This is a genomic window from Geomonas paludis, assembly GCF_014193585.1.
Taxonomy (GTDB): Bacteria; Desulfobacterota; Desulfuromonadia; order Geobacterales; family Geobacteraceae; genus Geomonas; species Geomonas paludis.
In genome coordinates this window covers 273,062-287,497 of the sequence record NZ_BLXY01000001.1, presented here as the reverse complement: position 1 = coordinate 287,497, position 14,436 = coordinate 273,062, and the positions used below count along the sequence as shown (strand labels likewise).

Here is a 14,436-nt window from a genome sequence, read left to right as displayed (position 1 = left end):
ATGCTCTGCGAAGAGTTCCCCGCCGAAATAGACGCTCATGCACGCCAAAAGCGTGACAAGGCATGACTTCCATAGCAGTGTGAGGCGGCTGGACCAATCAGTCATAGTGGGTAAGACCTATCCTTCAAAACTGGAAATAGACAAAGGCCGGTGCTCCTTCACTCTTGAAGAGGAACAGGCATACCAACAGCATCACGTATCCGGGCCAGCGGATCCAGTAGGGTTTCCTCAAAAAGGACTCGACCATATCCGATGGCTGACCGCTCACCCTGATAATGGCGAGAACCAGTAAGGCGACCATCAGGACAGCCGCCTCGAAAAACCCTTTTTCCAGGATAAGTAACTCACCCGACCAACCCAGGTTGCGGACCACGTGGAAGGCATCCCCGAGCGTTTTCGCCCTGAAAAAGATCCAGGCAAAGCAAACCAGGTTGAAGGTGGCCAGTATCCGGCAGCAGCGCCACCAGATGCTCGTGTCAAGCCGCAACCACCTGTGCAACCTCTTTTGATAAGGCTGGTAGTAGACGGATGCCGCGAGATAGAGTCCATGGAGACCGCCCCAGACCACAAACCCCCATGTCGCGCCGTGCCAGAGCCCTGAGACCAGGAAGGTAACCAGCAAGGCCAGCGCGGCACCGGCTTTGCCCAGACTGCGCCACTCCATCTGTAACGGCTTGAATATGTAGTCCAGGATCCAGCGCGAGAAGGAGATATGCCACCTCCTCCAGAAATCGGCAATCGACGTCGCCAGGTAGGGACTGTTGAAGTTTTCGGTCAAGGTGATGCCGAACATGCGGCCCACCCCGCGCGCCATATCGGTGTAGGCGGAGAAATCGAAGAAGATCTGGAAGGCATAGGCATAGGTGGCCAGCAGCAGTGGCAGACCGGTGTAGTCGTGGACATGGTTGTACACCTGGTCGGCATAGAGCGCGAAGCGGTCCGCTACCGCGACTTTCTTGAACAGCCCCCACGTGAACAGGAGCATCCCGGAACGCACGGCATGGTAATCAAACTGGTACGGGCGTTTCAGCTGAGGGAGCAGATCTGCGGCTCGCTCGATAGGACCCTGCAGCAGTTTGGGAAAGAACGCCAGGTACAGGGCGAAGTAGCCGAAATGATGTTCAGGTTCTTCAACCTCGAGGTAAACGTCTGCCAGGTACGAGATCGCCTGGAAGCAGAAATAGGAGACTCCGATAGTGACGAGGGTTACCGACGAGGTAGCGCCCAAGCCGGGCAGGAAGGTGCTTGCGGATGCGAGGGCGGGCAGATATTTCAGAAGGGCGAGTACTGCGACACAACCGATCACGCCAAGCTGGAGCCACCGCTTCCGGTCGGCTTCTTCGCGATGCGCGGCGATGCGCAGCCCGCAGGCGTAACTTATACAGGTCACGGCGACGAGGACTGCCGGCAGATAAGGGGCGTTGAAAGAGGCGTAAAAGAGATAGCTGGCGACAAGAAGCACCAGCCAGCGCCAACGATCGGCGCTGAAAGAAAAAACCAGGTAGCAAAGAGGGAGGAAAAAAGCGAAATGTAGCGAGGTAAACGTCATCTGTTACCTGCAAAGTTCCAGTGATTGCTGCCAACGCCGGATACTCGCCCTGCCCGTCATCTGGCCGGCTCACTGCCGGGAAGGATCGGTACTGGCGGTTTTGTCTTTGGAACGACTAAAGGGTTAGGTGAAATCACCTAACCCTTTAGTCTTAATGGCGCGCCCGAAGAGATTCGAACTCCTGGCCCCAAGATTCGTAGTCTTGTGCTCTATCCAGCTGAGCTACGGGCGCAAACTTTGTGAAACGCAAGGGGTCAGCAAGAGCCTGACCCCTCTTTTGATGGCGCGCTCGGAGAGATTCGAACTCCCGACCTACGGATTCGTAGGCCCGCGTTCCGGAAAGCGTAAAGTGTTACGCGGAAAGTCAGAACGCATCTTGTACCATACACTTATCCGTTTTGCAACCAAAACCGAGCTGTCGCCAAGAAAAGACGAAAATTGAGTAAAACCGAGGGAATCTGCGACTTCCGAGCCTCAAGCCGGGAGCATCGTGGGAATCCTCTGTAAAATCAATTAAATCCGGTTTACGGAGGCCTTCCAGCCCCCCCACTTGACCCGTAGATGGACCGAAGTTCCCTCTTCGGGTCTCCGAAACGGGCTTCATGCCCATGCTTCTCTTCCTGTGTTTCTTTCCTAGGTTGCACCTCCCACCTTAGCATTAGTACGGCTGCTGATATCCCAGGACTCGGAAGGCTCCCGGCTGAAAGCCAGGTCATGTGAATCTTGAATAAAACCACGCTTGGTGTCTGAGTTTCGCGCTCTCGTGCCCCTGATGCAGGGGGAACTTTACCCCTGGTGGCCAGTGTTGCGTGGGGCCGGAACTCCGCGTTCCGGCCTCCGCTTGCTCTGAACGTACCCACCCGAACCGGCACCGCACTACTGCACGGCACCCGCACTTCCCCATCGCCCCCACCACGCAGGGTACGCGTTCAAGATGCAGATCATCCTTGGTACTCCATGACCGGGGACCGGGGATCAATCGCAAGTGGTGCGACCCCAGTACCCCAGTACCCCAGTCTCTCCACTTGTAAAGTAGACGAAGAGAGCAGCGTGTGTTGAGCGAAAACACCCATGCTGCTCAGCCATTTGACCACCACGCTTCTCATTGACCAATTCCAATCAAGGCGGGAGTGCTCGACTTCCATGGTCGCCCTAGTTTCGAAGGTGGGACACTGAATCTGTGGGGCTAAAAAAGTGTAATGATACTGGCAAGTTACACGGTTTATATTGGCACTATAGTTGCTATTCCCGGCACTATCAAACCAAAGGAGGTTGTCCATGGTACCAAAACCAAAAATCGTAGTTCCCGAAGGCTTCGATCTCAAGAAAGAGTACGGCGTCTTCAAGATCAAAACCCTCAACACCTCGAAGGGCATCGACAGCACTATCCCTGAGTTGGTGGCCGGGTGGTGTTACGTCAGTGACCTTGCTCAGGTGGACAGCGAAGGGACATGGTACCGGAACATCGTGTTCCGTGACTTTGACGGGCAAAGGAAAGAGATGCTTGTCCCTCAGCGCCTGCTCGTTCAGAAGGGAGGAGCCTTGGTTCAAATGCTTTCCGACGCCGGACTTGCTGTCGTTCCGGGTAAGGAAGCAGCACTAGTGGAGTATCTTGCCAGCTTCCAACCCTCTAGCCGAATCGTGCTGACGAGGAAAACGGGCGCAACAAGCGACCTTCGTCACTATGTGTTGTCGCCACGTGTTGTTATCGGCCCGGAGGCAAAGAAATTCCGATTTATTCCTGAGCAGAACTGTCCAGCCGAGGCGGCAATCTGCTGGAAGGGAACACCGGAGGAGTATGAGGAGCGCGTGTTGCGCCCGGCTATCGGCAATCCTCTGCTGATCTTGGCCCTTCTGATTGCCTTGGCCAGCGTGCTGGTAAGGATTCTACGTGTTGACAATGGTGGCTTTCACCTCTCCTCCTTCACCTCACGGGGAAAGACTACCTTGTTGCAGCTGGCAGCGAGTGTGTTCGGAATCGGTACCGACCCGAACAGGGCACGAGAAAGCTACATCCAGCGGTGGAGCATGACGCAGGGAGGGGCTGAGGGGTTAGCCGCTGCGTTCTCGGAAAAACTATTGATTCTTGATGAGCTGGACAGTTTCAGCGGTGATCTTGGCACACTTCTCTACTTCTTCAGCGGTGGGCGGGGCAAGGCCTCGATGACTGCAACGCGTAACCTTCAGATGACGCGTTCTTGGTTTGTCAGCATCCTCTCCTCAGGAGAAAAAACTTTGCGCGAGATGATAGTCAACGCCGGAGGAAAGCCGATGGCGGGTCAGTTTGTCAGGTTCCTGGAACTTCCCGTCGGGGATGACATCTTTAAGGAAACCAACGGACTTTCGAAGGCAGCGTTTGCCGAAAATCTGAAAGCCTCCTGTGCCGACTGTTACGGTCTCCTTGGCCCGGCGTTCATCGAAGCACTTTTTGCTGATCTTGCGGCAGAGGAACAGGCCAACTTCGATGTCGAGACTCTCCAGCGGAGTCACGAGGAGTTTGTCCAGGAACTGATCCTTCCTAACATGCGACCTGAACACCACCGAGCGCTCCGACGACTGGGCGCGGCATGGCTGGCCGGGGAGTTGGCCATCTACTTTGGCCTTGTTCCCTTCTCACAGGATGACGTGCGGGAAGCTGTATTCTTTGCCAGGAATCTATGGCTGCGGGAGGCAGACAACCAGGCCTACATCACTCAGGGGGTGACAGCACTCCAGGCCTTCCTCCGGGACAATATCGACGCCTTCCCTCTTACCGATGATGAAGACCACTCTGAAGAGACCTGCCTTGGCTTTCGTCACCCGTCAAGGGACCTTATTATTCTTTACCCAAGCCAGTTGCAGGCAGCCAGCGGAGAATGTTCTCCGGTCGATGTTGCCAGGGAACTCCGTAACCTCAGCATGCTCGTAACGCATGAAGCCGGACGACTGACAATCAAGGTTCCCAGGGCATCCAGTGGCGGAAAGAAGGAGAATCTGTACGCGATCCGTGCAGCATTCCTCACTGCGGAACTGGGACTGAAACGGGTCATCTTGGACGAGGAGGTCGAGGGGGATGACCAACCGGAATGGGATGATTCGTTTGCAGCAGTACAGAGCCAGCTACAACAAGGAGATCATCATGACTAGACTACGTCCCCCCCCAACCGGCAACACTCCACCACGGGTCGTCGGGAAATGCCCTATCTGCTGTCAACCCCTGTACTCTGGTACCGACAACTTCTACTGTCACGGACTCCGCGACAACTCCTGCGACTTTCGCTTCTACAGGAGGAGGTTTGCCAACATGGGGCGGAAGACCATCACAGACGATGAGATGCAGCGACTGTTGAATGATCAGATTGTAGATTTCATCGGCCTTACCTGGAAGGGAAAGACCTTCGATAAAGCTGGATTCTTGTGCTGGAAGGACGACTTCGGTCTAGACATCAAACTTTGGGACCGGGGTATGCGCTGTCTGACTGCTGAGTGTGAACCGACAAAAAAAACACAGTGACGCCACCACAGGGAGGCCGGGGGCCGGGTACGAAGTGCCCCGGTCCTCAGTTACCCCATCGGAAGAGCAGGTATGGGCGGCACCAACCTCTCTACGAAGCCTCAGAGAAAGCAAGCAACTACGAAAGGAGTTTCAACCATGAAACGTAATAGGAAGAAACAGCAATCCAGCACCAGGCAGAAGCACAAAGGTGCATCCAGAGTTCCCGGTCACGACATGGCAGGAGGGGCCGGGATGCAACTGGTGGTACCGTTCTACATGTTGGATGGCAAAATGTGGATACCAGGCACCCCATGGGAAGCAGGAGAGTATGAAGGGGCAGAGTGGGCAAAAACGACAAGTGCGACTTCGTTACGTAACGCTGCGGAACGACTAACAACCAACGAGCAGATTGAGCAGCACGTTAGTTGGTGCAACCAGTGCGAAAACAACGGCCAACGTTACACTGGGAAACTGAAAGTCACGCATCCGGCCGAGTTCGGCTCAGATGCAGAGCTAAAAAGTTTTTACCACAACTTAACCATCGAATCTTCTTGTTACCAGGGGAATGATCCCGACATCAAGATCGGCAACTGCATAGTTACGGGCGTACCTGGCCACAATCTTCGACAGTTCGAAGATGGGTTTGCAGCCGCTGTGCGAAAACACTGGAATCATACAAAGCAGGGGGCGTGAATATCACTGGGATGAGTTTGGGGGCAGGAGCTGCCAACGCTCCTGCCACCGACCTCTCTTCTGATGAACAACATGTCCTCGGTCCCCACCGACCCCACAGGGAAAAGATGCACCTGCCGTAGAGGAAGAACTACCTGCGAGAGCGCTAGTCTCTTACGTGCATTCTCCAAAGTCATGTTGCTCGGCACTGACTTCTTTGCTTGCACTATGAGTAGGTAGATCAACGTCGTGCAAACGCCAAAGTTCTCCTTACGAAGCCTAGTAATTCTGCATCATTTACAACCTCGGCTTGCCATGCCGCGTTAGTGTCATGATGAAACCGGTTGGAGTACTCGATAAGATCACGCAGTTCGTCGAGATGATGTTGATCGAGAATCTCCTGCGCCCCCCCTACTCGTTGTTCACAGAGTCCACGAAACGGACCGAGCAGCATTCCAGGAATGAAGTACTGAGGGGACGCAACGCGCAGGAATGATTCAAGAAGAGGTCTGATCGCTTCTGCGACTACCCGACCATTCCCGCCGTTTCCTTCGAGATACTCTCGGAGTAGGGCGTGACGGCGGTCATGTTCGCTCACGCACTCCCTAGTTACATCCCACTCCCGTAGAACCGACCCCGACCCTTGCCGTATAAGTTCCAGCGCAGCGCGATCAGCCCGCTCAGCTTGCGGAACCCCTTCCCAGAGGGTGCACAAGAATGGCTTGCTGTGCGACAAGACAATGACCTGTGCAGCTCGGCGTGATAACCTCCGGATCTCTTGTGTCGTTGTAAGGCAACGATGATCATCAAGACTGGAAACTGGATCGTCAATCACTACCACCTTGTCGTTGAGCCGTGGGCACTGGTCCAGCGATGCAAAAAAGAAAGCCAAGGCAAGAGTGTTACGATCACCAGCACTGAGAGTGTTATGGAAACCGTGAGAGTCCGGTGCGCCGGCTCTACCAGCAATGGAAACTGCCGTGTTGTTAATGACAACGTCGTAACTGCACGCGGACCCTCCCCGGTTGTTGACAGCCTGAATCCTCTCAAGGCGGAACCCCGCGCCGAACAGCTGAAGGTAACGGTTTATCGCGGTCTGATACGTGGGAAAGATTTGGGTCCTGTAGTTGGTTAGGGCAGTTCTTGCTTGATCCCGTCTTTGTTCAGTCAGTAATTTTGCTGCCTTCTCGGCGAGATAAGCGTCACACAGTAAGGAGATCGCAGGGGTATGGCGTGCCTTCGCCGCAAGAAGTCTTTGCAGCTCGCTGTGCAAGGCCGCAGGGTCAGCTCCTGCAGCCGCAGCTTTGACGGCTCTAATCGCCTCGTTTGCTGCAACAATCTCAGCATTGATCGCTGTAACCTGTCGTCCTTTTTCTTGCAGTACGGCAATGGAATCAAAAACTTCCCGTGGAAGTTCCAAGGCCTCCAAGGGCGATGCCTGTTTAGCCCTGAGTGCCGCTAAGACAGCCTCTGCCACTACTGCCCAATGACGGCCAATGTCTTCGGTATCTAACTCTATGTCGGGAACATCACAGAAGCGTGACCAAAATTGTTTCCGTTCCGCGTTACCCCCCACAGCCCTCTCTAATTCGAGCAAAAAGTCCTGTCTGAAGGAACGAGTAGCCGCTGCTAGTGACTCGGCCACACTGGCCTTCAGGTCTCGATAGGCATCACCGAAGAACGCCCTGTAGTGATGAAGGACAGGGGACCCTCCAAGATCTTGAGCACAGAAAGGACATGAGTGGCCGGGCTGATCATCATCCTGCATCCGGTGAACACCGTCTGCAACCCACGCCTCCCCTCCTTCGCCTAGCTCCGCTAAATGCGCTTGGACTCGGGCTGCAGCAGCAATGTCAAGATCGTCCAAACCCCGTTGCAGAGACTCTGTCACAGGTCCAACGTCCACTGCTTGGATTCTTAATTCTTGCAACAGACCAGTGGTTCGGACCGGCGCCTGCTCTCGCGCAGCAGCAAGAGCACGCTCCGCTGCCTCAATCGCAGCATCAACGTTCGGTTCCGGCGGAAGAGCACAAAAAGCATCAACCGAAAGGCCTCTAAGTTCTGCAGCAGGAATCTGTTCCGCTGCCATTCTGATGGCCCGGTTATGCGCCTCAACTTCTCCAACCAAATCTTGAAGTTGTTGGTTGAGCGTCACACCTTGAGCTCCAATGATGAGATCATGAAGGTTCTGCCGATGCTCGGGGTCGACGGAAAGACCTGAATAAATATTTTCGTTGACGAAGTTGTCATCGAAGACAGCGATGTTGTCTCTTGTCCTGCTCCAAGTATCATTCTGGAAAATAGCTGGCTGAGGGGCCGCAGTACAATCGAGGACGATATGTGGGGATTGAGCAGCTCCTAGTCGTCTTCGTTCACGGATAGGAAGAGGACTGCCAGTGGCGTAAGAGCGAAGTATCGCGGTGAGGGTCGTTTTTCCTCTACCATTCTCAGCATAGATCACCGTTAACCGCTGATGTTGAGCGGTCTGGGGAACGGTCACTGAGTCGAACTGGCCGATGTTTCTCAGTACATTGAATTTCCGAATCATTTTCCCCCCGTGCCCTTGGTACATCAGGCTTCTGAGCCTGCAGCGAAACAAACCTGCGTTACTGTCTCTGGTGTTGCCACCTGCTTTGGTTCCGGTGCAGACGGCCCCTGCTCCTGCCTCTGACCGGCCAGCCACTCCAGCTCCCGCACGAGCATCTGCGGGTCCTTACACACGTGAAACTGCCACCGGCCCAACTCGCCCCAGTTGTTGACGGCCGACACCCACCGCTTAGCGGCCTGATGTTTGGCCCGGTCCTGGTCGTCCTCGTGCCCCTTTATCTCCAGCACCAGCGTTGCCCCGTTTTGCAGGCGCACCACAAAGTCCGGGGTGTAGGCGTGGCTTACACCCAGGTACTCGTAGGGGATGACGAACTCCATGTGGTCGTTCTTGGCGTAGAAGCTGACGATGCCCCGGTTTGCTGCCTGCTCCAGCCGGAAAGCGGCCGACTGCTCCCATGTCGCCGTGTCACTCGCCACTAGGTTGATGTGGCTCTTGGTCGTACCGAAACAGGGCTTGACGGTCTTGAAGTCAACGTCCTTTGTCGAACCGATTTTCTTGTAGCGGTTCAGGATAGGCATCAAAGGTGGCTCGCCCTGCTCGTCGTTCGGTTCGATGGCGTCAATCAGCCGCTCCACCGTCCGGCGTGCGTAAGTCTCCAGGCCCAGCTCTCGGGGGTCCGCATCGTGGAAGTTCACCTTCCGCGCAACGTACTCTTCCACCAGTCGCAGCACCTGCGGGAACAGCTGGTGCCTGCCGCGCAGCTTCAGCTTGGCGTCGGTACCAGCGATGCCTTCGGTCAGGCCTGCCACAACCTGCCGGGCAATCTCGAACTTGATCGTCTGGAGGTGCGTGCTCTCGTAGTACTCCTGTCGGTCCTGCTCCTGCATCTCAAAGCCACCAGTGCCGGTCGGCTTCCCCATCTGGTAACCGACCTGAGGCTTCACGAAAACAGCTGTCGGCGTCTGCGACGGTTCTATCTTTAAGGCTTCCATCTTGCCGATGTCTGCCTTTATGAGGTTCTTGTTGAGGGCAAAGGCGTAACCTTCAACCACCGGGAAGCGAATCTCGTAGTCCTTCCGTGCCGGTATGGCCTTGACGTGGTTCTTCGGCCGGTCGTCGGGCGGCGGCCCAGCAATCTTCCTTCCCTTGAAGGGGATCACCGAGAAGGGGATGCCGTACACGTCCACGTACTCTTCCGTCAGGAGCCCCGTTTCCGGGTCCGGGGTGTAGTCCATCCTCCGCAGTCCGCGCCCTACCACCTGTTCGCACAGGAGTTGGCTTCCGAAGGCCCGCAGGCCCAGGATGTGGGTCACGTTGTTGGCGTCCCATCCCTCAGTTAACATCTGCACCGAAACGACACAGCGGACCTGTTCGCCGGGCTGCCCCGGTTTGCCAACCGTGGCCACAATCTCCCGCAGATGTTCTGCTACGTCCTTCTTGTTGGCGTTGGGGTCTTCGCTTTCCGCCTCGGCCAAGAGCTTGGAATCTATCCGCAAGGTCGGGCGGAAACCTTCCCTGTTGGAGAAGAGTTCGGGAAAGACCTTCCCGGTACCGTAGACGGTCTTCTGCTTCTTCTTTTTCTTTTTCTTCGAGGAGGATGCTTCTTCATCCTCGTCGTCGGCTTCCACGACCTCGACAACCTCTTCCCCCGAGATGTACCTGTAGAAGAGCCCGGCGATGTCGGTGTTGTCGCACACGATTATCATTACCGGTGGGGTGGTGTCCTTGTCCGGGGTAACCTCCGCTATCTGCTCGTACCGCTCCTTCCACTGGCTGGCAAGCGTCTGCAGGGCGTCTTCCGCCTCCCGCCACACGACTTCGGGTTTCGGCTTGCCACCGGGAAGCTTCTCGCCCGGCTGGAGATTGTCCTTGATGTAGTCCCAAATCTTGAAGTACTTGGGTTCCGGCCTTCCGGTGGTGTCGCTGACCGGCAGGCGGGGAATTTTCACGATGCCCGACTCGATGGCGTCAACGAGACCAAAGTCGCTCACCAGCCACGGGAAGGGGGAGCCCTCAACGTACCCGCTTCCCTGAAGATAGAAGGGAGTTGCCGACAGGTCCACACAGAACTTTACGCCGCAGGCCTGGTTGATCCTGTCCAGGCCGGAGATCCACACCGTGGCCTCTTCGCGCTCCGCCTTCTCCTCTGCAGTCAGCTTCCCATCCTCTGGGATGGGGGCAGGGCGATAGGCGTGGTGGGCTTCGTCGTTCAGCACCATGATCGGTGCCCGGTCGTACAGGTCGCCAAGCACCCTGCGGGCAAAGGCTTCTGGGCTTTCCTCTCCCTTGTTGACAACCACGTAGCTCTTCCCGGCCTCCACGTGGGGAGACTCGGGGGCGAACTGGTGCCAGTTGGTCACCAGCACTTTGCCCTTCTTTATCTCTGGCATGAGTTGCGACGGCACGATGTCGAAGGCGGCGTAGTAGTTGTCGTCGTCGTCTGGCCGTAGCACCTGTAGACGTTCCTTGACGGTCAGGTTCGGGCACACGATCAGCGCCGCTGCCGGAAACCGTTCGTCTCCCGGAACTCTGCCACGGTTGCAGAACGCCCATGCAACCAGCATGGACATGACAACCGTCTTTCCGCTGCCGGTCGCCATCTTGCTGCCGTAGCGCGTCAGCGCTGCAAGTCCTGCCTCGTTCGGCTTGTCCACGAGTGTGGGGAAAATCTCTTGCTCGTGCGGCACAAACGAAGGCTTGTCACCTCTGCTCAGGCGGTGGAAGTCGTCCATCGCCAGCTTCGGAGTCCAGCGCGGTTTCTTGCCTGACCCCAAAATCTCGGTCAGGTAAATGACCGTCTCTACCGCTTCCCGTTGACAGAAGAAGAGCCTCCGGGGACGATCCTCCCGGCTCCAGTGGGCGAGAAGCTGCTTTGTGACGGCCGTCGCGCCTTCGTACTTCGCGTCTCGCCAGCGCCGTACGTCATCCCTCAGGACATTTATCAGCGGAAGATCGTCCCGCTCCTCTTCCGCGAGAAATGACAAGGACATCTGGCTGCTGCCCGTCTTCTGCGTCTTATACCAGTAGCTTGCGGGACGTCTTCCCGGCGTTTCTGTGGCTGCTCCGGTCTGGGTGTCGTACACCCAGTGCGCTTTCGGCTCAACGTACGGGCTGCACAGGATCGGCCTGCTTACCGGCTGGATCGGGATGTCTTGCTGTTTCGGGTCAGACATAGCTCACCCCGTCCGCTCCCAAACGGTGGACCCGCAGCACCTCGTTCCCCCGTGGGTCGATGACTTTGACGGCTGCCCGCTTGTACTTCCCGGCCGGGAAGGGAAGCGACTTGGTGCCCGACAGTGCCGCGAAGCGCGCCTCGTCGATGACCCCCTTCATGGCCTTCGCCAGCTTGTCCCAGGCGGTCCGGTCGGGGAAGAATGCCTGAGTGATGCAGAAGGTCTGACCGTCGTAGTCGCTGTCGAGGAACCATGCTGCGACCTTGTCGGCGTTGGTGGGGATGATTGTGTTCTCGACGGGGTTGTAGATGTCCACCCCCTGCATCTCGACCACGTACTGTCCGTCTTTGGTGGTGGTGATGTCGGTGCGAGGGGAACCGAAGACCGTGAAGAGCTGGCTGTTCGGCGTTTCCTTCAGCAACTCGCCCATGTTCACGTCCGGGCGGATGTGGGCGAGATGGGAGCGGACCCGTGGGTTCGGGTCGTCCTGGATGATGGCTTGCGCGGCAGCGTCGAAGGAGAACCCTGCGAAGACAAGATCCTCGAAGCCTCTACGGCTGGCGGTCGGAAGCGCGTTCTCCACCTGGAAGGCGGTCACCGGTCCGAACTGCGGTCCGAAAGATACTGCCACCGTGCGCGTCACACCGTCTCCGTTAGCCCACTCCCCTTCGGCATGGAGGTAGTCGCCGTTGTACGTGTCCAGGCGGGAGAACTTCATGCTCTTGTTGTTTGGGAACCGGACGCCATCGTTTCGCAGCAGGTGCAGCATCCTGTCAAGGAAGGCTTCGGCGTTGACCGGGTCACTTGCCCCAGGCGACACACAGACCCCACCGGCCCCAGCGCCGAAAGTTGCTAACTCATCCGGTTCGCCCCCGATGGGGGTGTCGCAGTCGAGGGATTCTGCCACAGGCATGACCGCCTCCATCGTGAACGGGCCGGATACCCGCACAACGCCTTTCACAGGTTCTGGTTGATCAACAAGATCTTCCTGTGCCGCGTTCTTCTTGATGCAGTCGTTTACTTCCTCCATCTTGGCGCGCCATGCAGCACGATATGCTTCCAAGGCATCTTTCAATGGTTTTGGCCACTCAAGATCGGTGTCGAACGGAACCTCCCACTCCTGCCAAGAATCCCTGGGGAGCTGCCATCGCCGGAGGTCGGCATCTGTGATGCTCTTTTTACCTTCCAGCTTCTCTTTGTTGGCCAGTTTCTCTGCCAGCTTCCGATGTAGCTCTGGTGTCACAGTAGAAAGTGCTGCGTTAAGATATGTCAACTTCTCATCGAGTATGGTGTTATGCCGCGCAAAGATCGGGTCCAGTGCTGCGTTCTGAGCTATGCTCTTCAGTGTTATGTGGGGAACTGTTTTGTATGCGAAACCTGTTGCAGGATTGGCAGTCTCTTCCTGGCCGTTGTTCTTGACTCTGTAGAAGGGGAAGGACGCCGTCATCAACCGCTGACGGGCCAATGACAAGGCCACACGGCTGGTGTCGATGGTAATCCACCGACGCCCCCAGGATTCCGCAACGTATGCTGTTGTTCCGCTACCACATGTCGGGTCAAGCACAAGATCACCGGGGTCGGTGGTCATGAGCAGGCATCGCTCTACAATCTTAGATGTTGTCTGGACGACATAGTACCTTTCATCTCCGTAGCCACCGGTTCCGGTGTCAGTCCAAACGTTTAATAACGGTGCGCAAGGGTAATCGTCTAGGAACCTAAGGTAACTAAGGGTTTTACCGACGACAGTGAGTCTTGCTGCACTTCGTAGTCTGTCGAAACCTTTCGGGCTTGTTGTCCAGTAACGCGGTCCAGGAGTGTAGTATCCACCACGATATTCTACGGGCACCTTTCCTTCAGAATACTCATGGCTTGACGTCAGATTGTCTGGTCTGCACAGCCGGAAAACGTCAAGATCAGACCTTCCTTCGAGAAGTGACTGGCGAACTAACTCACCGCTTGTAGAGAAGGCCCACTTGTACTGACTGGCTAAGGCAGTACCTTCCGACTTGTCCAGGAAAAGAGGGCGAAACTTTAGCTGTTCTTTATCTTTTGCGTACCAGAGGAGATAGTCGCAAGAACTTGGAAGGTACTGGTCGGTTTGAGCTGCGGTTTTTTTCACCGTTATGACAGCCACAAAGTTGCTTGAGCCAAAAGTCTCATCCAGGAGCATCCTTACTCGATGCAGGTTTTCGTCTGAGATCTGCACAAAGATACTTCCTCTGTCAGCAAGTAGCTCCCTCGACAGAATAAGCCGGTCCCTCAGGTATGCTAGGTATGAATGAACACCAAGAGTCCAAGTGTCTCTGTATGCCTTGACCATCTCGGGCTCACGAGTGAGGTCACTGGCTTTGTCTTTTACATCCCGCTTGCCGATCTCCGGCTGGAAGTTCGAGGCGAACTTGATGCCATAGGGTGGGTCCATGTAGATCATCTGAACTTTCCCCGCCACGTCTTCGCGACGGGCAAGGGACGCCATCACTTGGAGGGAATCGCCAAGGATCATCCTGTTGGCCCAGTCCACGTCATGCTGGTAGAACTGCACTGCCTTGTGGTAGTCCAACTGTGGGTCAGCAAACAAGTCCCGCTGTACGTTCTCTCGTGCCGCAATCTTGGTGATCGCCTGAGCGGAGATACGTTCATGAATGTGCAAGGCGACCGGCTCAACAGCAAAACCCTTCTTCTCTCGCTTCCCTGACCACTCAAGCCACGGCTCCCGGTGCCTCAGAGACTCCGCCAGTATCCGGGCTTCCTCTGCTGTCAGTGCCCGAGTCCTTGCAGTCGCCAGCAGTTCCGGCAGGCAGTCTGCTGATCCGGTCGGGTCAGTCCTCAGCACCGGCGGCAGGTGGGGGTTGTAGGCGTACTCGATCCGGTTGCTTTCGGCGACCTTTCCTTGTGCCGCAAGCCCCGCAGGGGGGATGTTCCTCCGCTTGCTATCGTTGTATCTATAGTCGGCAATCCTTGCCTCTGCCGGTTCTTCTGTTGCCTTCCTCCTAGCCATTGCACACCTCTGTAAACGTTT

General features: G+C 56.2%; 6 protein-coding genes and 1 tRNA gene. 2 read left to right on the top strand and 5 right to left on the bottom strand.

The window, feature by feature from the left end:
* Nucleotides 1-124: 124 nt before the first annotated feature.
* Together H7687_RS01255 and H7687_RS01250 are read right to left on the bottom strand one after the other, a co-directional pair.
* A complete protein-coding gene (locus H7687_RS01255; RefSeq protein WP_183344267.1) occupies nt 125-1,549 on the bottom strand; it encodes an MBOAT family O-acyltransferase in 1,425 nt (474 codons plus the stop codon).
* A 155-nt stretch (nt 1,550-1,704) separates the two neighbouring features.
* Nucleotides 1,705-1,781 (bottom strand) — tRNA-Arg (locus H7687_RS01250).
* A 1,046-nt stretch (nt 1,782-2,827) separates the two neighbouring features.
* Here H7687_RS01250 and H7687_RS01245 point away from each other — a divergent pair.
* Nucleotides 2,828-4,675 carry a DUF927 domain-containing protein gene (locus H7687_RS01245; RefSeq protein ID WP_183344265.1) on the top strand — a complete coding sequence of 616 codons (1,848 nt, stop codon included), beginning with the start codon at nt 2,828-2,830 and terminating at the stop codon, nt 4,673-4,675.
* 601 nt (nt 4,676-5,276) lie between these two features.
* Nucleotides 5,277-5,717, top strand: a complete 441-nt coding sequence (locus H7687_RS01240; protein WP_183344263.1) for a hypothetical protein — start codon at nt 5,277-5,279, stop codon at nt 5,715-5,717.
* Nucleotides 5,718-5,937: 220 nt separating this feature from the next.
* Here H7687_RS01240 and H7687_RS01235 read toward each other — a convergent pair whose 3' ends face one another.
* Genes H7687_RS01235 through H7687_RS01225 form a run of 3 tightly spaced genes read right to left on the bottom strand, consistent with a single transcriptional unit; the run spans nt 5,938 to nt 14,415 of the window.
* Nucleotides 5,938-8,244 (bottom strand): AAA family ATPase, encoded by a 2,307-nt coding sequence (locus H7687_RS01235; RefSeq protein WP_183344261.1) that lies wholly within the window; start codon nt 8,242-8,244, stop codon nt 5,938-5,940.
* Between the two features lie 23 nt (nt 8,245-8,267).
* Nucleotides 8,268-11,417, bottom strand: coding sequence for a BPTD_3080 family restriction endonuclease (locus tag H7687_RS01230; RefSeq protein WP_183344259.1), 3,150 nt, complete (start codon nt 11,415-11,417; stop codon nt 8,268-8,270).
* Nucleotides 11,410-14,415 carry a site-specific DNA-methyltransferase gene (locus H7687_RS01225; protein WP_183344257.1) on the bottom strand — a complete coding sequence of 1,002 codons (3,006 nt, stop codon included), beginning with the start codon at nt 14,413-14,415 and terminating at the stop codon, nt 11,410-11,412. Before H7687_RS01225 ends, H7687_RS01230 begins: the two co-directional genes overlap by 8 nt.
* Nucleotides 14,416-14,436: the final 21 nt, after the last annotated feature.

What these genes read in the sequence shown, in the direction of transcription:
- H7687_RS01240 (WP_183344263.1), top strand. Translation starts at nt 5,277, where the DNA reads ATGCAACTGGTGGTACCGTTCTACATGTTGGATGGCAAAATGTGGATA.
- H7687_RS01235 (WP_183344261.1), bottom strand. Translation starts at nt 8,244, where the DNA reads ATGATTCGGAAATTCAATGTACTGAGAAACATCGGCCAGTTCGACTCA.
- H7687_RS01225 (WP_183344257.1), bottom strand. Translation starts at nt 14,415, where the DNA reads ATGGCTAGGAGGAAGGCAACAGAAGAACCGGCAGAGGCAAGGATTGCC.
- H7687_RS01255 (WP_183344267.1), bottom strand. Translation starts at nt 1,549, where the DNA reads ATGACGTTTACCTCGCTACATTTCGCTTTTTTCCTCCCTCTTTGCTAC.
- H7687_RS01245 (WP_183344265.1), top strand. Translation starts at nt 2,828, where the DNA reads ATGGTACCAAAACCAAAAATCGTAGTTCCCGAAGGCTTCGATCTCAAG.
- H7687_RS01230 (WP_183344259.1), bottom strand. Translation starts at nt 11,417, where the DNA reads ATGTCTGACCCGAAACAGCAAGACATCCCGATCCAGCCGGTAAGCAGG.